The organism is Pararhizobium sp. IMCC3301, assembly GCF_030758315.1.
Taxonomy (GTDB): domain Bacteria; phylum Pseudomonadota; class Alphaproteobacteria; order Rhizobiales.
On record NZ_CP132336.1, the window covers coordinates 2,741,195 to 2,760,859 of the forward strand.

Sequence of the window (19,665 nt, forward strand, 5' to 3'; positions counted from 1 at the left end):
GTGTATTTTACCTGATCGGCGTTGTCGTCGTGGTATTGGCTCTTCTGTCCTTCATGGGCTTGGCTTAACTGTATCAAATCCGGTGCCTTTCGGGGCACCGGATTACTAAGGAACGCAATTATGGATATTGTCAGAATCATACTTTCCATCCTGCTGCCGCCGCTCGGGGTCTTTCTCCAGGTCGGCATCGGCCTGCATTTCTGGATCAACATTCTGCTGACGCTTCTAGGCTACATCCCCGGCATTATTCACGCCATCTGGATCATAGCGCGCCGATAGATTACAGTATGACTGAATTCTCCAAAGTCTCCGATCTGACCCCTGTACGCCGTGAACCGGCCGCAAGACGGGGCATGCTCAGTGATGAGCAGATCGACTCTCTGGAAAGCTGGCTGGAATCCAGGTTTGCCGTGCCGGGAACCCGGTTGCACTTCGGTCTTGATGGCCTGCTTGGCCTGATACCCGGCATTGGCGATACCATTACCGCAGGTCTGTCGGCGATCATCATTCTGGATGCGCATAAAAAGGGTGCCCGCAAACGCACTTTGGTGCGCATGGTATCGAACTCGCTGATCGATCTTGTCATCGGGGCGATTCCGCTGATTGGCGATCTGTTTGACTTCGCCTACAAATCCAACACTAAAAACGTGAAGCTGCTGAAACAGGAACTGCGTGATCTTGAAGACGAGGCAGCGCGCAACTGATCTGCTTTGCAGGGGTAGCATCTTCTCGGTGGTTCAACACACACGCACAGGCAAGGCTATGACGCTCATGAAATCGAAAATTACAGGCCTGTTTGTGGCAGGTCTCATGCTGGCCGCGCCGACGCTCAAATCGGCCCAGGCAGAAGTTGTCGGCGAAATCGGCGTCGACTGGCTGGGCAACGATATTATTGTTGAAGCGGTTCAGGATCCCGAGGTTGAAGGCGTAACCTGCCATGTTGCCTATTTCGAGCGCGGCCTGATTGACCGCCTGCAAAAGGGCAACTGGTTCGAGGACCCGTCAAATTCGTCGATCGATTGCCGCCAGACTGGCCCGATCCGGATTGGCGACATTGATATGAGCAAGGACGGTGAGGAAATTTTCAAAAGCCGTCGTTCGCTGATCTGGAAAAAGCTGATCGTCAAGCGGATTTACGACAAAGCCAACAATACGCTGATCTATCTGTCGCATTCGCGCCAGGTTCAGGACGGCTCGGCTAAGATGTCTATTTCCACCGTGCCAATGTTCACATCGACAGAAAATCCAGAGCGTTAAACGGCGGTTCATTCTGGCAATCGCTGGCGCGATTTTGGTCCGTGTAGCTGACCTCGGTGACCGCGATGCGGCACCGGTAAAAAATGATTTAAACATTCTGGAGTTTTGACTCTGATTAACCACCGGCTTGGGGTATTGTGCCGGTGCGTCCGGGTGCGTTCGGGTGCGTTCGCATGCCGGCGCTGGGGCCGGATATCAAACATGAAGGGGATATATTCCTATGCCGGATACAGATCGCAAGGTCATCGTGACCAATGGTGGGAGCAGCGCTGGCTGGATTGTTGCAATCGTTGCAATTTGTGCGCTCCTGATTGGCGGATTTGTATATCGCGATGCAATCTTCGGAGGCTCTTCGTCGGATATCAACATCAAGGTGGACCTTCCGGGCAATTAATCCCGAAAAGGTTGGAGAGGCGCTGTTGTGGCGCCTTTTTTCTTGGGCGATGCATCGGTCTTTCGCCCCTGTCTGATATAGTTTTTGAACGAAACCTCACACCGTGCAACAGTTTCAGAAACTTGCCGCGACAGTCCATCCGCGCGGCAGGTATTGTTCCCGATTGCCGTTGTGCCTGGCGCTGGAAACCCGACAGAAGAAGTAGAGGCTATGAGACAAGCTAATGATCGCCCTGGCGGCAATGCGGACGAGATGACCTCTTCCGGCAAATCCGGCGAGGACGTGGTTGACCCGGGAAAAATGGCCAGATATCCGACCAGGCTGTCTGGCGCCAATGTCTGGGCTGCCTTGAAGCGGGCTGCGGTTCGCGCCTCGGAAACCGACGTCTCTCTGAGATGCGCCGGCATCGCTTTCTTCAGCTTCCTGTCCCTGTTTCCCGCCGTGGCCGTCGGCGTTGCACTTTACGGTCTGTTTGCCGATATTCAGACCCTCAATGAGCAAATGTATCTGGCTGACAGATTTCTACCGTCAAGCGTGACGGCGCTGTTTTCAGAAAGGCTGGAAGCCATCATCACCGAAAGTAATGAAACACTCACACTTGGACTGATTATCAGTCTCGTCCTTGCCCTGTGGAGTGGATCACGCGGTATCAATGCGCTGGTCCATGCCATGACCAAGGCCTATCGGGAAGACGATCAACGGCCTTTTTTTCTGGCTGCCGCAATTTCCATCTCATTGACCATTGCAGCCTTTCTCATCGGAATGCTGGTTCTGGCTGCTGTCGCCATTCTGCCGGTGTTCACCACGTTTCTCCCTTTGCCTATCAAGGCGGAAACAATGGCGCTCTGGCTGCGGTGGCCTGTCGTTGCTTTGATTGTCCTGGCGGCAATCGCCTTCCTCTACAAGATCGCTCCCCACCGCCACGACCCGAAATTTCGCTGGGTCCTGCCCGGCGCGATCACTGCATCACTGTTCTGGCTGGGCGGCTCCATCGCGTTTTCGTTTTATATCGAGAATTTCGCCAATTACGGCGCCACGTTCGGATCCATCGCCACTGCAGCGATCCTCATGCTCTGGCTGTATTTTTCAGCGCTGGTGTTTGTCGCGGGTGCCATCATCAACGCGGAGCTTGAACTGCAGACCGTCCCCGATACGACCGTCGGTCCTGATGCGCCTCCTGGTCAGCGCGGCGCTTATGTCGCTGATCATGTGGCTGGGTCTGACGAAGCACCCTGAAATCCGCAAAAACAAGTGTCGTATCTGGAACCAAATCCAGTTGCAGATCGTTGATTTACGAACGAGCAATCAACATGGAGAACAACACATGAACTGGGATCAAGTAGAAGGTAAATGGACTGAGTTTTCCGGAAAAGCCAAAGCCAAATGGGGAAAACTGACTGACGACGATGTTGCCCAGGTCAATGGCAATCGTGAAGCCCTTGAAGGAAAGCTTCAGGCTCAATATGGCAAATCCAAAGAGGACGCCAAGCGCGAAGTCAATGACTGGATCGACTCTCTCTAGCGCTGAATCTGCGTAGCAGGGAAAGGCCGCCTCGCGGCGGTCTTTCTTGCGCTCTGCCTTACAAACGGTGCTCAGCAGGCTGTCATTCAGCCGGCAGGGCATCGCTCAGGGTAAGGTGTTGGTAGATCCAGCCCATCACGGCCCCGAATATAACATGAAGCACTCCGGTCATGATTGGTGCCAGCACACCGAACATTAACCCGAACACGCCACCTCCGGCCATAGGCATGATTAAAACCATCATCATCAGCCACGCAATCAGGCCAAAAACAATTCCCTCCACAACCGCGTTTCCGCCAGGCAGGAAGTCATGAACTACCGAAAATGCAATGCCCCAGAATGCGCCGATGGAAAAATGCAGAACCCATCCTATCGTGGCCCCTCCCGCAACCATTGCTGCAAGCATGTCGATCATGTCCAGTTCCGGCAAAAACTTCGTCATCGATTTTAAAACCATCAATGCGGACAACACCACAGTGGCACAAAGACCAGCCAGAATGCCGCTAGCGATGGATCTCATCTTCCGTCCCTTTTCCCACAAAAACTTTTCAGGGGGGCGAATTGTTCTGCAAATGTCGAAATTTTGTGTCGTGAGCATGAAGCAGAGGGTGCCTCCCGGCAAGCAAGGCAACTTATCACTTATTTGTGATAGCAAGGGAAGGGGCCGGCGTTTCGAAAAAACCGGTTTAGCCGACCAGTTCCGATGCGCCGATGGTCAGGGAATAACGCACGCCGTCGGAATCGACTGACAATGTGCCTTTGCCATTGACAGCGGATGGCACGATTTGCTCCAGCGCAGTGCGACCGAATGATTTTTTCGGCGCCGCCCCCTGTGTTACACGCGGGGACTCGTCCCAGACAAGCTGGGCGCTGGGAATGCCATCGATCACGGTCTTGCTGCAGCGGATGGCGATTTTCCCTTCCGGTACGGACAATGCTCCGAAAGTAATAGAATTGGTGTACAGTTCATGCAGCGCCAATCCCACATGGGTAGCGCCGTTCGGGCTTAACTGGGGGTTGTCGCCTTCGACGACGATTTGTGAACTGATCTCCGAATTGTGTCCCAAAACCTGCCGGTTTATCAGTTCCTGCAGCGTTGCACCGACCCATTCACTGTTGACAATCACATCTTGTGACTTTGCCAGCGATTGCACCCGGCCGGTAAACCGCCGCAGAAACAGCTCCGGGTTCCGGGCGGTTTTCGCAGTCTGCGCCGCTATGCTCAAAACCACTGATAGCATGTTCTTGGACCGGTGGCTGACCTCCAGAAGCAAAGCGCGCAGGGTTTCTTCACGCTCACGTTCATTGGTAATTTCAATACATGAACACAGGAAGTGGGTGTCGCCTTCCTTGTCCTCAATCGGTTTTATGACAATTTTAAACCACTGAGCCCGGCTGTTTTGAGTAGCCTCGACAACGATGGTTTGGTCTTCACCGCTTGCTTTGGCGACAGCTTTTGCCGAGTCCAGCAGGGAAGCATTCCGGTGATCGAAAATTTCGCTGTTGCGTTTTCCGACAATCGCGCCTTTGGTCCAGCCTGATTGCGGATTTGCAACCCAGGTTATGACACCTTTACTGTCCTGCAGAAAAACTGTGATGGGCGTTCCCATGATAGCGCGGGCAATGAGATCGCTATTTTCTTTTTTTGTCATCATAGAGGGCACGCATGTTTTTGAATCGGCATGCATTGCCGCATAGACAATTGCGGCGCACCTGACAACGAATTCGAAAGCCGTATTGACAACAGGCGAAGCCTTAAAGTTGGAACAATGGAATCATAACTGTTCCGGCCGAGATGCCCAATCACTGCCGGAACCAGCAACTCTGGCTGCCAATGTCTTGATGCAACAAAGACTGCCGTATGAAATTTTCCTCGTTGAATGTCTGGATCAACGTGGCAGGTCAACAAAGGTTCCTTCAAGCCGCCCGGCTTTCGTCCCCTTCACTGAAGAACAGCGCCTGACTGATCAGGGCGCGAACCATATCCGGCTGAAAAGGTTTGGTGACAAGAAATGCCGGTTCCGGGCGCTCTCCGGTCAGAAGGCGTTCGGGAAACGCGGTAATAAAAATGACAGGAACTTCGAAGCCCTTCAAAATTTCATTAACGGCTTCCAGCCCGGAGCTTCCATCGGCAAGCTGAATGTCAGCCAGAATGATCCCCGGGGTGTGGGCGTTGAACAGCGCGATCGCTTCTTTGTGCGTGCGTGCGATACCTGTCACCGAATGCCCAAGATCCTCGACCATCGATTCAATATCCATGGCAATCAGCGGCTCGTCTTCGATGATCATCACATTGGTTGTCACCTGCGCCGCAATTTCCTTATTGGCCTGGTCCAGCAGCTGCTCAATATCGCGCTGGCTGACTTTCAGGACCAGCGCGGCTTCTGCGTTGGTAAACCCCTCTACTGTGGTCAACAGAAATGCCTGACGTGCGGCGGGCGTTATGGCCTGCAGTTTTTTTTCCGATCCCGGGTTTGATTCCGCACCCAGAACATTCATCTTCAGATTAACCTCGATGGACTGCCAGACCGCGATAAAAGTCTGGTAAAGTCCGATTTTGGCACCATGATTCTTGGGAAAATCGGCGCTGTCTGTAATCAGGGCTTCAAGAACCGCTGCAACGTATGCGTCTCCGCTTGACTGGGCACCGGTCAGTGCGCGGGCAAAGCGACGCAGATATGGGATGTAGGGGGTGATTTCGGCAGCGAGCGACATATGAAAGGTTCCTTGGATAGCGCTTTTTGTCTTCTTTGTGGAAGTCTTCTATATGCTAAATGTGTGAACCGCGTACAAGTTCCATTTTTTTTTGGAACTTTTTTTAATATGGTGCGTTTACGGGCAGATAGAGTGTGTTTTCTTGGCCAAGAAACTGAAAGGCAATTGATGTGATGAGCGCAGACCGAAATGCAAACGAAGACGGATTGCGGCTGGACCCGCTGGCGAAATCCAAAATCGGAAAGCGGCTGCGTGACAGTTACGATGCAGTTGTGAATGAGCCTATTCCCGACAAGTTTCTCAATTTGCTGGCAAGTCTTGAAGCGGCCGAAAAGACCGGTCACAAAGATGGTGATGCATGAGTGAATGCCCCGAGTTCAAGGGTCTGCTGGTCAAAGCAATCCCGAATTTGCGAGCCTTTGCGCTGTCGCTTTGCGGCAACGGCAATCTGGCGGATGACCTGGTGCAGGAAACCCTCGTAAAAGCTTGGCACAAGCAGTCATCGTTTCAAACCGGCACCAATATCAAGGCTTGGCTGTTCACGATCCTGCGCAATGAATTCTACAGTCAAATGCGCAAGCGCGGGCGGGAAATATCCGATTCTGAAGGAACCCTGACCGAGCGTATGGCCAGTCATCCCGAGCAGGACGGAAAGATGGACCTGCAGGATTTCAAGCGAGCCTTAACAACTTTACCGGAAGATCAGCGCGAAGCGATCATTCTGGTCGGGGCCTCTGGTCTGTCCTACGAGGAGGCTGCTGAAGTCTGCTCTGTTGCGGTTGGAACCATCAAGAGCCGGGTGTCACGGGCGCGCGTTCGCCTGTCTGAAATACTGGACATCAGCGAAGCATCTGAATTTGGACCTGACAAGGTCACGTCACACATACTGTCACGTGCCGCAATGCTTGACACCATCTAGGACAGGGGGAGTCTGGCTCAGAGCCGTGGATCGGGTCAGGTCTTCGCCACTCTTCGAACCAGGTTCCAGCGACAAACGCTGCACCGCACGCCGTATATCTTCGCTGTCGAACGGTTTGCGCACGACCACCTGTCTCAATGGGCTGTTTCCCAGCAGGTTTGTCTCAACCTCATCGTCGGTGGTCGTCAGCACCACTGGCAACTTCTGACGCGAAATTTCCTGAAGCAGGTCGGCACCGAATTTACCAGCATTGCGAATATCGACAATCGCAAACTGGAAGCACCCTTCTGCCTGCCTCAAAGTTTCCAGAGCGCTGCCGGATTTTGACATCGTCACGGCATGCACGCCCAGAGACTTGACGATATCGTCAAGCTGGAAGGCGATCAGACTTTCATCATCGACGATGAAGGCGCAACACTTTGCGAAGCCCATTTTAACACCCTGTTGCTAAGTTCTCATCCCTTGAGCTAGTAGTTTTAACGGTCGCCGTCATTTAACTATGACATAACCGGACAAAAAGACTGGTTTAGACATATCGGAGAAAGTCGGAATGGACACACGCCCGCCCAAAAGTACCCGGATCATTCCCTGCGACGAATGTCCGTTATGCAGAAACGATTCCTTCCGCAATTTTGAAGGCAATGAGCTGTCTTACATATCGGGCTTCAAAAGAGGTGAACTGGTGGCGGAAGGTGGCTCGACGATCTATGTCGAGGGCTCCAATAGCCCGCATCTCTACACAGTGATTTCAGGCTGGGGCTTCAGGTACAAAACTCTGGAAGATGGCCGCCGTCAGATATTGAACTATGTCCTGCCGGGAGACTTTCTCGGATTGCAGGGCTCGCTCCTGACAGAGATGATGCATTCGGTGGAGGCGCTGTCCGACATCCTGTTGTGTGTTTTTGAGCGGGACCGGCTGTTTGATCTTTTCAAAGAACAGCCCGGTCTTGGATTCGATATCACCTGGCTTGGCGCGCGCGAGGAGCAGATGCTCGATGAACATCTTCTCAGTGTCGGCCGCCGCTCAGCACTGGAGCGCGCTTCCTATCTGCTGGCCTTCATCTATGAGCGTGCCAAGCTGGTCGGTCTGTTCCGCAAATCTGCGGTCATAACGCCGCTCACCCAGCAGCATGTCGCAGATACACTCGGGCTGTCGCTGGTTCACACCAACAAAACTCTGCGGAAACTGCAATCCCGTGGCGTGATCGCCTGGAAGGATGCCGGATTTGTGATTAAGGACATCGATGCCCTCATGAAGATTGCTGGCTGGGAAGGGCTGCCGGAGGGCAAACGACGGTTTATCTAAAGTATCCATATTGAACAGATACAGAGCCGGCATCCCTACCGCTCGGAATTTTTGACCTGCGATTTTCACATCGAAGGAAGCGCTCCTGAAAGGCCGACGCCAAGTTACTTTGGCTGCCCTCGCCGGCTTCTCGGAAAATCAGATGGTGCCGCGCTTTTTGCTGGATGGTCCCATGATAAACCAGAGCAGGAGTCCGACCACTGGCAGCAGCAGGATCAGCAGAATCCAGATCACTTTGCCGCCCGTCGAGGCACCTGAGTCAAGAGTTTTGATAATCGCATAAATATCTGCGATCAAAATCAGCAACCCAAAAAAACCAACTTCCATACCCATCTTCTTACTCCGTTGCCCCGTGCGCGAAAGAGCCGCACGATCTGTTCATAAAAGGTCTAACCGATAACCAGCCTATCATAGGATTCCAGACCCGGCACAGCCACAGCGCCGGCTAATCTGCGATCCGTGACACTTTGACGGCGTTTGACTTCGCATTTGGCACCCTACTGTTTTCTGGAGGGGCGCGCTGATCGCGCCATCCATCTCGTGTCAGCCAGATCTCGGCGGCCGCGAAAACCAGCGCCGAGATGCTGGCAAAGGCCAACCCAACAATCAGGTCGGTCAGTACGGCGCGACATTCTGTTAGGGAATCCTGGCACCATTGCCAACATTTTATTCTGCAAGTCAGGTTCTACGATCAACAACGTCTTGCCGTCCGTTTTGTTCCAGAGAGTTCACACCATGTTTTCCGTGACAAATGGCATCGGGAGAGAAAACCGGGCGGTTTTCTGATAGGGAAACGGCACGGCTCCAACGCCCTTTGCCCGCTCTTTCAGGGCCGCGCGCTGCTCGGCTTTACTGCGCCACAAAGACAGGCCATCCTCAAGCGGCAAAGACCGGATGATGTCGCTCTCTGCATTGCTCAGATGACATGACCACAGACGGCAGCGCAATTTTGCGATGATTTCCGGGGCCCGGATCACCAACCCGGCCTCAAAATCCCATCGCAGGGACCGCCCGTTGAGATTTGCCGAGGAAACCAGTCCGACTGTATTATCTGCCAGCATGACCTTGGAATGGATGTAAACCATCGCGTGGCCAAACAGCGCATCCCGCTCCTCGTGTTCGGCCCGCTTTCGATCATTGGTCAGGCAGAAAGCTCCGAACCGGTCACCGTAGCAACGCCGCAGCCGGTTAATGCCTTTAATCTGGAGCCATTCTCCATAACGATGGATTGCGGATCGGTCGCCGCCAAAAGCGACGTCTTCCGGCGCCGCCGGCAGCAGCAGAATAACGCTCAGCGACGGGTTACGTCTGCCCGCATCAACAAGTGCATCGATAATCGGCGTTGAGCGCAGAAACTGGGTTTCGATATAAATTTGATGTTGTGCTGAACCAATCAGGTGCAAATGGGCCTTCTCGATATCGGTTACTGTCTTCTCCGAGCCCCAGCTCAGCAGGTCGGGTTTTTGCTGTCCCGCTGTGGTCACCACCTCGATCTGAGGACAGGGTACGTCGTCCGCTTCCCCTTCAAGACAGGCAAATTTCAGATGGCTGGCTGCGGACAGATATTGCAGGCGCGGATAATGCCGGGCCAGATGCTGGGGCAAAAACGAAAATCCATCCTGCTTCGCAGTGCTCCAGCTGAGCTGGAAATGCCGGCAGATATCGCGGACCACGGGTCCTTTGATTTCTATATCCACGTCATGCCAGGTTTCTTCTGCGTCCCGGTCATGTTCGGGGCTGTCAAACCGGCGCGGGTCCACATCCAGTCCACCAATGATGCTGTGCGAATTGTCGGCAATCAAAAACTTCTGGTGAAACGTCTGGGAAAAGAGTGGTTTGGACGGCGACGGCCGGATTGTATCGTCTTTGGACAAAAGATCTGCCAGTCCCGGAGGATGACGAGCCGGGGGCGATGGTTCGTCAAGCAGTTCTGCAGCCTTGCGTCTGACCAACAGCCACAGAGCCTGTTGCAGGATGAGACCCGCCCGACCGCCTGGAAAGGCGATCTGGATGTGAAATTTCTCGGTGGTCTGCAGTGGTGCCGCTTTCAGCGCATCAAACAGCACATCCGCCCGGGTCCAGACCTGGGCATGAAGCTGGTGCGTTCCAACAGGATCAAAATCAGTAAGCAGCAGGTATATTTCCACGCCCCGCGCCGCGGCGTTCAGCAGAAGATCGCACCAGGTGTTGAGGCCTGCCGCCAGGGCTTCCGGGCTTGTCAGGGTCGTTTCGAAGGACAATGCATGCAGTGAGATACACAGCTGGTGCTCGCTGTTCAGGATCAGGCGTTCCATGGCTGGATACGCCTCGGTTGCCGTAACCAGAACTTCCACCATTTTGGATGTTGCACCCTCGCCCATCATGAATCCCCGAAAATTGCCGTTGCCTATCGGCAGAACCTGCGGGTCAGCAGGCGTGCCTCAGAACAGATTGATACATCTAGCACGGCAGTCGGGTAAACATGCAAAACACGTGGCAATGAAGCAATGCCTGCTTTAAGCGTGGCGGAAAAACTGGGGGCACTCATCGTACTTGCAATTCCCTGACGCGGGATACGTAACTGTCCGGGCGTCAGGTTGGGATCAAACAACTGTGATCAGTCGGTCGCTGTCTCGGCTTTGAGACCGGCATACTGACGTTGCGAATCGACCACATTTGCCAGCAATCTGCCATCGTCAGTCACTTGCCAGTCAATCGCCACCGGTCCGGCATCCTGGGATGCTGGCACTGCAAGACACTGAGCCATCAACGTTGGAAAACGCGTATCCTGCAGGAATTTGTTTTCTATATCCTGTTCACAGGCTTCTATGGATACATATTTGGGGGCAACCTCCTGGGCGGCCTCGCATACTGACGTATCATCCGCGCAACCGAGCAGCAACATAACAGCAAATGTGATTTCCATGGCGTGTCTCCTTTGCTTTAACAACGGCGACGCGGGCAAAAGGTTGCAAAAAACTCAAAAAAAGCGGTCACTGGTTCACAATGGCAGCCGGAGCGCTGCCGGTACACTGCTGGAGCACCGTTGCCAAGTGACCGCGAATTGGAACTGAATCGCATTGTCCAGAGTTCTGGCTATACTGCCATACGGCATGTAACAGGAAAGCTGTGTCCGCAGGCGCTTCTCACATATCAGGATCTATCGAGTGACAAATGAAATTCCGTTTCTGAAGCCGGTCATGGCATTGCTGTTTATCAGCCTCGGCACTTTTGTTTTGAAATACGGCTCCCCGATCCTTCAGCCCCTGGCGCTGGCAACTTTTCTGGCTTTGATCTTGCAAATGCCGGTTTCCGCAGCCGAGGATCGTGGCTTTCCAAGATATCTTGCCGTACTTGCTGTCACCATCATCATCCTGCTCAGCGGAATTGGCATTTACAAATTTGCGCTTTTGCCAGCGCAACAGATGATTCTGGAAACGCCCGAACTGGAGACTGAGCTACGATCAAAAATGCTGGAATTGAGGCGCTCCTTCCGCGGTGCGCAGGATGCCACGGAAAACATCAAGAAGGCAGCGGAGGAAGTTACGGCTATCGTTGCAGATGATAAAGTCCAGGAAGTTATTGTTCGCGAACCGGGCTTTTTATCAAGTGCCGCCCTGTCGTTTTTTGAAATCCTGTCTATTTTCGCGCTGACAGTGGTATTCACCAGTTTTCTTCTGGCGGCCCGAAGACCTTTTTTAATATTGGCTACCCTGCCGTTTTCCGGATTTACCTCCAAACGTCACGCCGCCCAGACTTGGCGCGATGCGGAGCATAAGCTGGCGCACTATTTCCTCGTCACCTCAATCATCAACACCGGCCTCGGATTCGCTGTCGGACTGTCCTTGTGGGCACTTGGCATGCCCTCTCCCGCCTTGTGGGGGGTGGCAGCAGCATTATTGAATTTCATACCCTTTGCTGGATTATTCATTGGCGCAACGGCCTTATCGCTGGTGTCGATTATAACCTACGATACGCTTCTTCTGGCGATGCTTCCCCCCGCAGCCTACCTCTTTATCAACCTCATAGAAGCTAATTTCATTACACCCTCTCTGATTGGCAACCACATGAAAATGGCGCCGATCGCCGTTGTACTGGCCTTGACCTATTGCGGTTGGGTCTGGGGCATTGTCGGGCTGCTTATCGCGGTCCCACTGCTGGTTCTGATAAAGGCGGTTTCAGATGAATCCCGTAAAATGGTTCCCCTCAGACGAATGCTGACCCGGCGCACCTGACAAACCGGTCAGCGCTTCTGTCCGCCTGCTGCACAATTTTGCCGAGCCTCCCGCAACGCTGAAGCTCGTATCTGGATGCTGGCTTGACCAGGAGCGATATTCTAAGGCTCCAGTTCCGCATCCCAATACAGATAATCCATCCAGCTTTCATGCAGATAGTTGGGTGGAAAATAGCGGCCATTATTGTGCAATTCATGCACTGTCGGCTGGAACGCCTTGCCGCGCGCGGTCATGCCGACCTGTTTCAGAGACTTGTTGGCCTTGCGCAGATTGCAGGGTGCACAGGCGGTGATGACGTTTTCCCAGGTGGTCCGGCCGCCTCTTGAGCGCGGCACGACATGGTCAAACGTCAGATCACGGTCAAAACCGCAATATTGACACTGGAATTTATCGCGCAGGAACACATTGAACCGGGTAAAGGCGGGATGCCGCGACGGCTTGATGTAATCCTTCAGGCTGACCACGCTGGGCACGCGCATTTTTGTCGAGGGGCTGTGCACATAAACATCGTATTCCGACACAATGTTCACACGTTCCAGAAACACGGCTTTTATGGAATCCTGCCAGCACCAAAGCGATAGAGGATAATAACTCAACGGACGGAAATCCGCATTCAGCACCAATGCCGGATGGGCATCGAGTGACACATGTTCAGTCACACTACGCTCCTCTACATCGCGGTGACACGGCGCCAGCGCTCTGCAATTCACCGGCATAATGTATAGCCACTATGTCAGTGTTGTGAAGCGCTTTTCGATTGCACGCTGGATATCGTGAGAAAGCCCGTGGGTCAGTTGCTGCCCAGAACCTGCTGGCAATGTGCCAGGCCGAGGGCAAGGCCGGTGCTGTCGATGCCGTGGCCAAGACCTTTTGCCACATGGCTGACCACCGGAACCCCTGCTGCTTTGAGGGCGGTTTCCGCAATCGCCATCACCGCAAACGGCACAACTTCGTCCTGGCTGCCATGGGCCAGAAGCACTGGCGGGCGGCCGGAAATCTCCTTCTGCAAATGTTCCGGACCGGCCAGCAGGCCGGAATAGGCAACAATTCCTGCGGGCGCACGGGCACGGCGCAGACCGCAATGCAGCGCCATCATCGTGCCCTGGCTGAAGCCGACCAGCACCAGATCCTTGTCCTTCAGACCGACGCGCTGCAGCTCGGCATTCAGAAATGCATCAAGTGCGGGCCGGGCCGCGACCACGCCGCGCCAGTATTCGGACGGATCGCGCAAGGTCAGATGAAACCATTGCCGTCCGACCGGAGCCATGCCGCAGGGTTCCGGCGCATGGGGCGAGACAAAGGCCGCATCCGGCAGATGCGAGCCCCACTGGTGGCCGATGCCGATCAAATCATGGCCATCGGCGCCATAGCCGTGAAGAAACACAATCAGTTGTTTGGCGGGCCTGCCGGATTGCGGGGCAAGGCGCGGGCCGTCGAGAAGGGGCAAAGGCATAATTCTCTAAATCCTGGGGGGCTGGACTCAATGGGAATCGCATAGCGGTCGATGTGATTTCAACCGCAGTCTGGCGCAAATGTGCAGGAAATTGTCCGGTTTTCAAGTCTTTGCAGCAATATCCCGGGCAAACCCGGTTCCCGCCCGCGCCTTTCAGGCCCTGGAAAGGCGGCCACCCGGTCCCGCTCTTCTCCCCCGGAAGCAGTTCTCGGTGGGCCATAACAACCCGCAAAAGCCGCGGCAACCGGGCGGATCAGCCGGGGTGCCGACCTTTCAATTCCGTTGACAATTCGGCTCCGCTCTTCTACTCCATTGCTATGCTGAAACTCGTCCGAATCCTCGTTATTGCTTTGATCGCCAGCTTTGCGGCGGGCTCGGTTGTTCAGGCGACGAGTACGTCAACGATGGCCGTCAAGATGGCACTTGCCGAAGGCGGCACTATGGACGCGGCAAATTGCACCAATTGCGATGCAGACGGCAATGGCGCTGAAGACGGTCTGTCCTGCGTGTTCGCGTGCATTGTTCCGTTGATAGCTGATCTTGGCACGCAGCCCATACTCAGCGCGCCCCTCGCTGCCTCGACTGCCGCTGCGAAGGGCGCTTACGGCTTTGTTGGTCGAACGGCTCAGCCCGAGCCGCATCCCCCCAGAACGCTCATCTGATTTGACGCCACTCGAGACCTGTCTCGACTGACGCGTCATGCTCGCGATGTCAGGTTGCTGTTGCGCCGATGTTCGCGCCCAGTCCGCATGCGCAGACACGCCTTGCGCGCCCGGTCATTCTGGCCACCAGCTGAGACAAAATAATGTCCCCCTCGGATAGACCGGCGCTGGCGCTGATGAAGGCAGGACTGAACCCCAAACACATACTTTGTATCGTCTCCGAAACGTTCCAAACCCTCTGACACAGAAAGATATCGAGATGAAAGGTACCTCTGGACTATCGGCCACCCTGTCGCGACGAGCCTTCCTGAGCACAGCTCTGGCTGGCGTCGGGCTGATCGGCCTGCCGCCAGGCCTGTCTGCTGGCTCTGCTGAAGTTGGGCGCGTTCAGGCTCTCGCATTCGACGGCGACGCACTTCTCGTTGCGGGAATGTCATTATCTCGCAGCGACGATGGCGGCACCTCCTGGGTATCAGAGACCGTCCCCAAGGCGTCTGACATTCTGGCGCTGGCCACCCATCCGGATCGCCCGGGTAGAATTATCGCCGGTCTGGCAACAGGAGGCCTTGCCATATCCGCCGATGGCGGTCGCAGCTGGGGAGCGCGGAACAAAGGACTGCCCGGCGAAGCTGTGACCGCGACGGCCGTGGCGGCCGCGCAGCCGGATATAATTTATGCTGCTGTGCGGGGCGACGGGCTCTGGCGGAGCGAAGATGCCGGATCGTCCTGGACATTCGTCATGGACCGTCCGTGGCTGATCGATGCCGAACGCGATCCGATGACACTCGCATCGGTGAATCTCGCATCCGGTATGGGAGGTATCTGGATCTATGCCGGAACCGAGGCGGGTCTGACCCGCGTGCCGGACTGCTTCTGCCGCTGGCAGGACGTACAGCCGGGCGACGCAATGGCGGCGCTGGCATCCGGAGCAGAGGCACCGCCTGAAGCGCCGCTCCCGGCCGGCGAGCCGATAAAGGCGCTGGTCAGCGCGCCTTCCGCACCGCAGACCTTATATGCCGCGCTGCCCTCGGGCATTTGGGCATCACGCGATGCTGGCGTCGTCTGGTCCCGCGTGACAGGGGGACGTGCCACGGCAGTTGCGGTGCATCCGAGCGACGCTGAATACATTCTCGCCGCCATCGATGGCGGCCTCTTGCAGAGCCGCAACGGCGGCACCACCTGGACCGCTCTTGCGGCCGAATAACGGAGAACACCATGAAACCGAGTTTTGTCATTGCCACCGTCGCGGCCCTTGCTGCCGCAGGCGGAATCACATTCTCAACGCTGTCCCTGGCACAGACCACCACCATGCCGACTGCCTCGGCACAGAGCAGGGCGATCACGATCTGGCGCGATCCCGGCTGCGGCTGCTGCGATGCCTATGCTGATTATCTCGAGGCGAACGACTATCAGGTTACGCGCATCGACGACCGGAATTTCGACAAGCGGTCGGTCGCGGCGGGCGTCCCGGCGCGGGGTCTTGGCTGTCATTTGGCAGAGATTGACGGTTACTATGTCAGCGGGCTGGTGCCTGCCGACATTATCGAGCGCATGGTCACAGAGCGGCCGGATATCACCGGTATCACATTGCCGGGCATGCCGGGAAATGCCCCCGGTATGGCGGCGCAGAAGACCGGCACATTGAAGACATATGCCTTCGGCAATGACGGCGTCGCTGTCTATTCCAATGAGTAAAGGAGTTGGTGACATGAAAAACGAGTTGATGATGGGCTTGATGATGGCTGGCGGCGGACTGATAAAGCCGCAGATGTACCTCGGGGGGATCCAATGAACCGCAAGGCAATCTTCCTTGCCGGCGCCGCTGCTGCAGCGCTGGTAACCATGGCCGCGCTCGCGCAACAGCCGGGTGACGAAGCAGGCGCGGAAGGCGTGACCTTCCTCGGCGAGCCCGTGAGCGTGGCGGAAATAGCCAACGGACAGAGGCTCTATGCCGAGAGTTGCGCGTCGTGTCACGGCACCAATCTTGAGGGGCAGTCCAACTGGAAACGCCGGCTCGACAACGGCCGCATGCCCGCACCGCCGCATGATGAAACCGGCCACACCTGGCACCACGCCGACGGGGGCCTCTTCACCGTCACCAAGCTGGGCGTAAGTGCTGTCGTGCCGGACTATGAGAGCGACATGCCTGCCTTCGAAGGCGTGCTTGCGGATGAAGAAATCCGGGCGGTGCTCGCTTTCATCAAGAGCAGGTGGCCAGAGCAGCAGCGGGCGATCCAGACCGACATCACCACAAAAATCGACGGTGGGTCGTGAGACGACACGCGCCGACAGTCTTCAGGCGCGGCGTGCAGAAACGGATTTCCACGTCCTGCCGCACCTAGATCGGCAGCCGGCTGGTCACACTGGTTTTGCCGGAAGTCGCTTTCTGCGTGCCGTAATAGGCCCACAACAGCCGCGCCGCAACCGAGCGGTGCGGCAACCAGCGGCGCACCAGCCGGGCAAGATGTTTTTCGCTGGGGCGTTTTGTCAAATTGAGGACATCGCGCGCGATATTCTGCAAGGCAACATCGCCAACCGGGAAGATATCCGGGTGGCCGGCACAGAACATCAGAAAAATATCCGCTGTCCACGGACCGATGCCGTGAATGGCGGTCAGGGCAGCGCGCGCCTGTGCGGCCGGAAGCTGCGCCAGAGCCTCCACATCCAGTCCATCAAGGCAGGCTTGCGACAACGCCCGTAAGGTACGCAGTTTCGGCCGGGAGAGACCGGCCTTGAGCAATTCCTCATCGCTCAAAGCCTGCAGCATATCGGGCCGGAACGGATCGGCCAGGGCGCTGAGGCGCTGCCAGATCGCGGTGGCGCTGGCGACGGAAAGCTGCTGGGAGTTGACGATCCGCGCAAGCCCTTCAAAACCCGGCTCGCGCAGGCGCAACGGAACAATTGCCACCCGATCCGCCAGCGGTTGCAGTGCCGGGTCTTGCGCCAGCAAAACGGTGAGGGCCCTGTTGACGTCTTCCTGACAGCGAATCGGTTGCATGTAATGTGGGCCCATTTTAAGAATGCCGAATTATCATTCCAGCGGATGCGCCAGTCCGCTCAGATAAATCAATCCAGCCATGAAATGATTCAGCTTCTTGGCGCGCTGCGGAAATTGCGCCATGGTGGCAGCACAATTGAGAGACCCTGATTTTGATACAGAAAATGCCTGCCTCGCAACCCGTTTTCCGCTTTGCACCGAGTCCAAACGGGGAACTGCATATCGGCCATGCCCTGTCCGCCCTGACCAATCAGCACCTGGCCCGCACGCTGGGCGGAGTTATGCTGTTGCGGTTCGACGATACCGACCGCAGCCGGGTCCGACCGCAATTCGAAGCGCAGATTCTGGATGATCTGAACTGGCTCGGCATTGAATGGTCGGGCGATCCTGTGCGCTTTACCGATGCAAGGGCACAGATTGACGCCTGTCTGCAGACATTGCGTCTGAAGGATTTGACGTTTCAGGCGCATCTGTCACGCAGGCAGATCAAGGATGCTGCCGTTTCTTATGAGCGCGACACGGGAACGCCGTGGCCGAAGGACCCTGATGGCGCTCCGTTTTACCCGGCAAGTCTGCAGGAGAGCACCAGCCATGGCGCTGCAGCGGAACGGCTGCGCATCGGCGTTGCAGCGCAGCTTCTGGGCAAGGACAAGGTGTCCTGGACAGAATTTGACGAAACCGGCGCGGAGCACATGCAAGAGCGTGCCATTGCCGATTGGGGCGATGTGGTCCTGCGTGCCAAATCCGGTGACGATGTCTACACATTTGCAACTGTGGTGCATGATCAGCTGATCGGGGTCAGCCACATTGTCCGCGGCCTCGATATGCTGGAAAACACCACGGTGCAACGGATGCTGCAGGATCTGCTGGGGCTGCCGCAACCGCTGTACCATCACCACAGGCTGATTCTGGACGAGAACGGCCGGAAACTGTCAAAATCCGACAAATCCATCTCGCTTCGAGCACTGCGGGCAGAAGGCATGACACGGGATCAACTGCTGCAGCGGATCGGCTGGCCCGCTCCTCAGACCACCAGTTCAACGATGTAAAGCCACAACGCCACTGTTCCAACGCCAAGCCCTGTTGAAATGGTGATGGCGTTGGAGGCCAGCGCCTGTCCGGTCTTGAAATAACTTGCGATCAGGAATGTGTTGACCCCAACCGGGCAGGCTGCGGTTATGACCATCGCCTTGACCCATACAACCGGCAACGGAAACACATAGAGCGCTGCGACCAGAACCACCGCCGGCATGATGCTGAGTTTCATCACCGACAGACAGATGGCCGGCAGAATATTGCCTGAGATCTTATAACGCCTGAGCGACATGCCCATGGCAAACAGTGCCAGGGTTCCGGCCACTTGTCCGAGGCGCGCGACCAGCGTTTCCGGCAGTCCCGTCAATGGCAGGTCCAGCAGATACCACACCCCGCCTGCGGCAATGCCAACGATGATCGGGTTTCCGACGAGGCTCAACGCCGTGGTGCGGAGGGTTTCGGCCAGATTTACATGTCCTTCCGACAGGCCATCCAGCCGCATGGCGCGCTGCTGTAGCAGGGTTCCTGCCAGCATCATCAGCGGCAAATGGATGGAAATCAGCAGAAATACGGCAGCAGCCCCTTCATCGCCATAAGCGGTCAGAACCAGCGGAATGGCGATCAGAACAGTGTTGGCAAAGGCCGCTGACACACCGGCTACGACGCCAGCTCGGGCATCGCGGTGAAACACCCGGCGGATAACCAGCGTGCCAAGCGCCCAGGTGACAACGACGCCGGAAAAATAGCTCGCCCACAGGCTCCAGGGCTGGGCGCCGGTAAAGTCGGCGGTGGCAATGGTGCGGAAAATCAGCAGCGGAACAGCGACGCGAAACACGAAATCGATCAATCCGTCGCCGGTTTCCGGTTTCAGATAAGCGCTGTGCGCCGCCAGCCAGCCAAGGCCGATGAGACCGAAGACCGGCAAGACAATTGTGACAATCAGTTCCAAGGAAAGAATCCTACCAGTGGAGAGGCTCTCTTTATCCGGTTAGCTCTGGAAATGACAAGGACTCTTGCTGGCAATTTCCCCGGTGGAACTGTCCAGGCACGAGCCATTTCTGGCGTGACGCATCATTTTGCATGCATCTCAGCAGGCCGGAATTGTCTGCTGGCCAGCCACTGTTACACGCCACTTCCGGTCGTGACGGCCACGGTGTGAAATGCGCTTGAGCGGTGGGTGCGCATGGCCA

General features: G+C 55.9%; 26 protein-coding genes. 15 read left to right on the forward strand and 11 right to left on the reverse strand.

Translation table 11 applies throughout. The annotated features are described in order from the left end of the window. Positions 1–120 precede the first annotated feature (120 nt). The 6 genes from RAL88_RS13280 to RAL88_RS13305 all read left to right on the forward strand — a co-directional run bounded on the left by RAL88_RS13280 (position 121) and on the right by RAL88_RS13305 (position 3,173). Positions 121–279, forward strand: a complete 159-nt coding sequence (locus tag RAL88_RS13280; protein WP_306264084.1) for a YqaE/Pmp3 family membrane protein — start codon at positions 121–123, stop codon at positions 277–279. Positions 280–287: 8 nt separating this feature from the next. After that, positions 288–704 carry a DUF4112 domain-containing protein gene (locus tag RAL88_RS13285; RefSeq protein WP_306264086.1) on the forward strand — a complete coding sequence of 139 codons (417 nt, stop codon included), beginning with the start codon at positions 288–290 and terminating at the stop codon, positions 702–704. Between the two features lie 106 nt (positions 705–810). Then, complete coding sequence (locus tag RAL88_RS13290; RefSeq protein ID WP_371932181.1) at positions 811–1,257, forward strand: CreA family protein; 447 nt, start codon at positions 811–813, stop codon at positions 1,255–1,257. Positions 1,258–1,477: 220 nt separating this feature from the next. Then, positions 1,478–1,651: a hypothetical protein gene (locus tag RAL88_RS13295; protein ID WP_306264090.1), complete on the forward strand. Its 174-nt coding sequence runs from the start codon at positions 1,478–1,480 to the stop codon at positions 1,649–1,651. A gap of 210 nt (positions 1,652–1,861) precedes the next feature. Then, positions 1,862–2,887, forward strand: a complete 1,026-nt coding sequence (locus RAL88_RS13300) for a YihY/virulence factor BrkB family protein (RefSeq protein WP_306264092.1) — start codon at positions 1,862–1,864, stop codon at positions 2,885–2,887. 88 nt (positions 2,888–2,975) lie between these two features. Further along, complete coding sequence (locus RAL88_RS13305) at positions 2,976–3,173, forward strand: CsbD family protein (protein ID WP_306264094.1); 198 nt, start codon at positions 2,976–2,978, stop codon at positions 3,171–3,173. Positions 3,174–3,255: 82 nt separating this feature from the next. Here the strand turns inward: RAL88_RS13305 and RAL88_RS13310 are convergent, their stop codons facing one another. The 3 genes from RAL88_RS13310 to RAL88_RS13320 all read right to left on the reverse strand — a co-directional run bounded on the left by RAL88_RS13310 (position 3,256) and on the right by RAL88_RS13320 (position 5,888). Continuing rightward, complete coding sequence (locus tag RAL88_RS13310) at positions 3,256–3,795, reverse strand: DUF6789 family protein (RefSeq protein ID WP_306264096.1); 540 nt, start codon at positions 3,793–3,795, stop codon at positions 3,256–3,258. 64 nt (positions 3,796–3,859) lie between these two features. Further along, complete coding sequence (locus RAL88_RS13315; RefSeq protein ID WP_306264098.1) at positions 3,860–4,828, reverse strand: sensor histidine kinase; 969 nt, start codon at positions 4,826–4,828, stop codon at positions 3,860–3,862. Between the two features lie 262 nt (positions 4,829–5,090). Beyond that, positions 5,091–5,888 carry a response regulator gene (locus RAL88_RS13320; protein WP_306264100.1) on the reverse strand — a complete coding sequence of 266 codons (798 nt, stop codon included), beginning with the start codon at positions 5,886–5,888 and terminating at the stop codon, positions 5,091–5,093. A 173-nt stretch (positions 5,889–6,061) separates the two neighbouring features. Between RAL88_RS13320 and RAL88_RS13325 the strand changes: the two genes are divergently transcribed. Together RAL88_RS13325 and RAL88_RS13330 are read left to right on the forward strand one after the other, a co-directional pair. After that, positions 6,062–6,250: a NepR family anti-sigma factor gene (locus RAL88_RS13325; RefSeq protein WP_306264101.1), complete on the forward strand. Its 189-nt coding sequence runs from the start codon at positions 6,062–6,064 to the stop codon at positions 6,248–6,250. Beyond that, positions 6,247–6,807 (forward strand): sigma-70 family RNA polymerase sigma factor, encoded by a 561-nt coding sequence (locus RAL88_RS13330; protein WP_306264103.1) that lies wholly within the window; start codon positions 6,247–6,249, stop codon positions 6,805–6,807. The genes RAL88_RS13325 and RAL88_RS13330 overlap by 4 nt, the downstream gene beginning before the upstream one ends. Here RAL88_RS13330 and RAL88_RS13335 read toward each other — a convergent pair. Continuing rightward, on the reverse strand, positions 6,778–7,239 hold the full coding sequence (locus RAL88_RS13335; protein ID WP_306264105.1) for a response regulator: 462 nt from the start codon (positions 7,237–7,239) through the stop codon (positions 6,778–6,780). The genes RAL88_RS13330 and RAL88_RS13335 overlap by 30 nt on opposite strands. Positions 7,240–7,357: 118 nt before the next feature. On the opposite strand from RAL88_RS13335, the gene RAL88_RS13340 reads away from it, so the two are divergent. Beyond that, the gene (locus RAL88_RS13340) at positions 7,358–8,113 is read left to right on the forward strand and encodes a Crp/Fnr family transcriptional regulator (RefSeq protein WP_306264107.1); all 756 of its coding nucleotides are present in this window, start codon (positions 7,358–7,360) and stop codon (positions 8,111–8,113) included. A gap of 138 nt (positions 8,114–8,251) precedes the next feature. Here the strand turns inward: RAL88_RS13340 and RAL88_RS13345 are convergent, their stop codons facing one another. From RAL88_RS13345 to RAL88_RS13355, 3 genes are all read right to left on the reverse strand, one after another. Next, complete coding sequence (locus RAL88_RS13345; RefSeq protein WP_306264109.1) at positions 8,252–8,446, reverse strand: PLDc N-terminal domain-containing protein; 195 nt, start codon at positions 8,444–8,446, stop codon at positions 8,252–8,254. A gap of 395 nt (positions 8,447–8,841) precedes the next feature. After that, a complete protein-coding gene (locus tag RAL88_RS13350) occupies positions 8,842–10,473 on the reverse strand; it encodes a phospholipase D family protein (protein WP_306264111.1) in 1,632 nt (543 codons plus the stop codon). 236 nt (positions 10,474–10,709) lie between these two features. Beyond that, positions 10,710–11,018 carry a hypothetical protein gene (locus tag RAL88_RS13355; RefSeq protein ID WP_306264113.1) on the reverse strand — a complete coding sequence of 103 codons (309 nt, stop codon included), beginning with the start codon at positions 11,016–11,018 and terminating at the stop codon, positions 10,710–10,712. Between the two features lie 241 nt (positions 11,019–11,259). Between RAL88_RS13355 and RAL88_RS13360 the strand changes: the two genes are divergently transcribed. Further along, positions 11,260–12,327, forward strand: a complete 1,068-nt coding sequence (locus tag RAL88_RS13360) for an AI-2E family transporter (RefSeq protein WP_306264115.1) — start codon at positions 11,260–11,262, stop codon at positions 12,325–12,327. 101 nt (positions 12,328–12,428) lie between these two features. On the opposite strand, the gene RAL88_RS13365 is transcribed toward RAL88_RS13360, so the two are convergent. Together RAL88_RS13365 and RAL88_RS13370 are read right to left on the reverse strand one after the other, a co-directional pair. Continuing rightward, on the reverse strand, positions 12,429–12,986 hold the full coding sequence (locus RAL88_RS13365) for an HNH endonuclease (protein ID WP_306264117.1): 558 nt from the start codon (positions 12,984–12,986) through the stop codon (positions 12,429–12,431). Between the two features lie 131 nt (positions 12,987–13,117). Then, positions 13,118–13,780 carry an alpha/beta hydrolase gene (locus RAL88_RS13370; RefSeq protein ID WP_306264119.1) on the reverse strand — a complete coding sequence of 221 codons (663 nt, stop codon included), beginning with the start codon at positions 13,778–13,780 and terminating at the stop codon, positions 13,118–13,120. Between the two features lie 317 nt (positions 13,781–14,097). Between RAL88_RS13370 and RAL88_RS13375 the strand changes: the two genes are divergently transcribed. From RAL88_RS13375 to RAL88_RS13390, 4 genes are all read left to right on the forward strand, one after another. Continuing rightward, on the forward strand, positions 14,098–14,442 hold the full coding sequence (locus RAL88_RS13375) for a hypothetical protein (protein WP_306264121.1): 345 nt from the start codon (positions 14,098–14,100) through the stop codon (positions 14,440–14,442). A gap of 259 nt (positions 14,443–14,701) precedes the next feature. Beyond that, positions 14,702–15,646: a hypothetical protein gene (locus tag RAL88_RS13380; protein WP_306264124.1), complete on the forward strand. Its 945-nt coding sequence runs from the start codon at positions 14,702–14,704 to the stop codon at positions 15,644–15,646. A gap of 11 nt (positions 15,647–15,657) precedes the next feature. After that, positions 15,658–16,137 (forward strand): DUF411 domain-containing protein, encoded by a 480-nt coding sequence (locus RAL88_RS13385; protein ID WP_306264126.1) that lies wholly within the window; start codon positions 15,658–15,660, stop codon positions 16,135–16,137. Positions 16,138–16,230: 93 nt separating this feature from the next. Next, positions 16,231–16,716: a cytochrome c gene (locus RAL88_RS13390; protein ID WP_306264128.1), complete on the forward strand. Its 486-nt coding sequence runs from the start codon at positions 16,231–16,233 to the stop codon at positions 16,714–16,716. A 64-nt stretch (positions 16,717–16,780) separates the two neighbouring features. On the opposite strand, the gene RAL88_RS13395 is transcribed toward RAL88_RS13390, so the two are convergent. Then, complete coding sequence (locus tag RAL88_RS13395; RefSeq protein WP_306264130.1) at positions 16,781–17,440, reverse strand: DNA-3-methyladenine glycosylase; 660 nt, start codon at positions 17,438–17,440, stop codon at positions 16,781–16,783. Positions 17,441–17,604: 164 nt separating this feature from the next. Here RAL88_RS13395 and gluQRS point away from each other — a divergent pair, with 164 nt between their 5' ends. Further along, on the forward strand, positions 17,605–18,489 hold the full coding sequence (gene gluQRS, locus RAL88_RS13400) for a tRNA glutamyl-Q(34) synthetase GluQRS (RefSeq protein ID WP_306264131.1): 885 nt from the start codon (positions 17,605–17,607) through the stop codon (positions 18,487–18,489). Here gluQRS and RAL88_RS13405 read toward each other — a convergent pair. Next, entirely contained in the window at positions 18,465–19,424 is a 960-nt protein-coding gene (locus RAL88_RS13405) for an AEC family transporter (RefSeq protein WP_306264132.1), read from the reverse strand. The two genes, gluQRS and RAL88_RS13405, sit on opposite strands and share 25 nt — an antisense overlap. Between the last annotated feature and the right edge of the window lie 241 nt (positions 19,425–19,665).

Coding starts and splice junctions, on each gene's coding strand:
- RAL88_RS13280 (WP_306264084.1), top strand. CDS start 121: ATGGATATTGTCAGAATCATACTTTCCATCCTGCTGCCGCCGCTCGGG.
- RAL88_RS13285 (WP_306264086.1), top strand. CDS start 288: ATGACTGAATTCTCCAAAGTCTCCGATCTGACCCCTGTACGCCGTGAA.
- RAL88_RS13290 (WP_371932181.1), top strand. CDS start 811: ATGCTGGCCGCGCCGACGCTCAAATCGGCCCAGGCAGAAGTTGTCGGC.
- RAL88_RS13295 (WP_306264090.1), top strand. CDS start 1,478: ATGCCGGATACAGATCGCAAGGTCATCGTGACCAATGGTGGGAGCAGC.
- RAL88_RS13300 (WP_306264092.1), top strand. CDS start 1,862: ATGAGACAAGCTAATGATCGCCCTGGCGGCAATGCGGACGAGATGACC.
- RAL88_RS13305 (WP_306264094.1), top strand. CDS start 2,976: ATGAACTGGGATCAAGTAGAAGGTAAATGGACTGAGTTTTCCGGAAAA.
- RAL88_RS13315 (WP_306264098.1), bottom strand. CDS start 4,828: ATGATGACAAAAAAAGAAAATAGCGATCTCATTGCCCGCGCTATCATG.
- RAL88_RS13320 (WP_306264100.1), bottom strand. CDS start 5,888: ATGTCGCTCGCTGCCGAAATCACCCCCTACATCCCATATCTGCGTCGC.
- RAL88_RS13325 (WP_306264101.1), top strand. CDS start 6,062: ATGAGCGCAGACCGAAATGCAAACGAAGACGGATTGCGGCTGGACCCG.
- RAL88_RS13330 (WP_306264103.1), top strand. CDS start 6,247: ATGAGTGAATGCCCCGAGTTCAAGGGTCTGCTGGTCAAAGCAATCCCG.
- RAL88_RS13335 (WP_306264105.1), bottom strand. CDS start 7,239: ATGGGCTTCGCAAAGTGTTGCGCCTTCATCGTCGATGATGAAAGTCTG.
- RAL88_RS13340 (WP_306264107.1), top strand. CDS start 7,358: ATGGACACACGCCCGCCCAAAAGTACCCGGATCATTCCCTGCGACGAA.
- RAL88_RS13345 (WP_306264109.1), bottom strand. CDS start 8,446: ATGGGTATGGAAGTTGGTTTTTTTGGGTTGCTGATTTTGATCGCAGAT.
- RAL88_RS13350 (WP_306264111.1), bottom strand. CDS start 10,473: ATGGGCGAGGGTGCAACATCCAAAATGGTGGAAGTTCTGGTTACGGCA.
- RAL88_RS13355 (WP_306264113.1), bottom strand. CDS start 11,018: ATGGAAATCACATTTGCTGTTATGTTGCTGCTCGGTTGCGCGGATGAT.
- RAL88_RS13370 (WP_306264119.1), bottom strand. CDS start 13,780: ATGCCTTTGCCCCTTCTCGACGGCCCGCGCCTTGCCCCGCAATCCGGC.
- RAL88_RS13375 (WP_306264121.1), top strand. CDS start 14,098: ATGCTGAAACTCGTCCGAATCCTCGTTATTGCTTTGATCGCCAGCTTT.
- RAL88_RS13380 (WP_306264124.1), top strand. CDS start 14,702: ATGAAAGGTACCTCTGGACTATCGGCCACCCTGTCGCGACGAGCCTTC.
- RAL88_RS13385 (WP_306264126.1), top strand. CDS start 15,658: ATGAAACCGAGTTTTGTCATTGCCACCGTCGCGGCCCTTGCTGCCGCA.
- RAL88_RS13390 (WP_306264128.1), top strand. CDS start 16,231: ATGAACCGCAAGGCAATCTTCCTTGCCGGCGCCGCTGCTGCAGCGCTG.
- RAL88_RS13395 (WP_306264130.1), bottom strand. CDS start 17,440: ATGCAACCGATTCGCTGTCAGGAAGACGTCAACAGGGCCCTCACCGTT.
- gluQRS (WP_306264131.1), top strand. CDS start 17,605: ATGCCTGCCTCGCAACCCGTTTTCCGCTTTGCACCGAGTCCAAACGGG.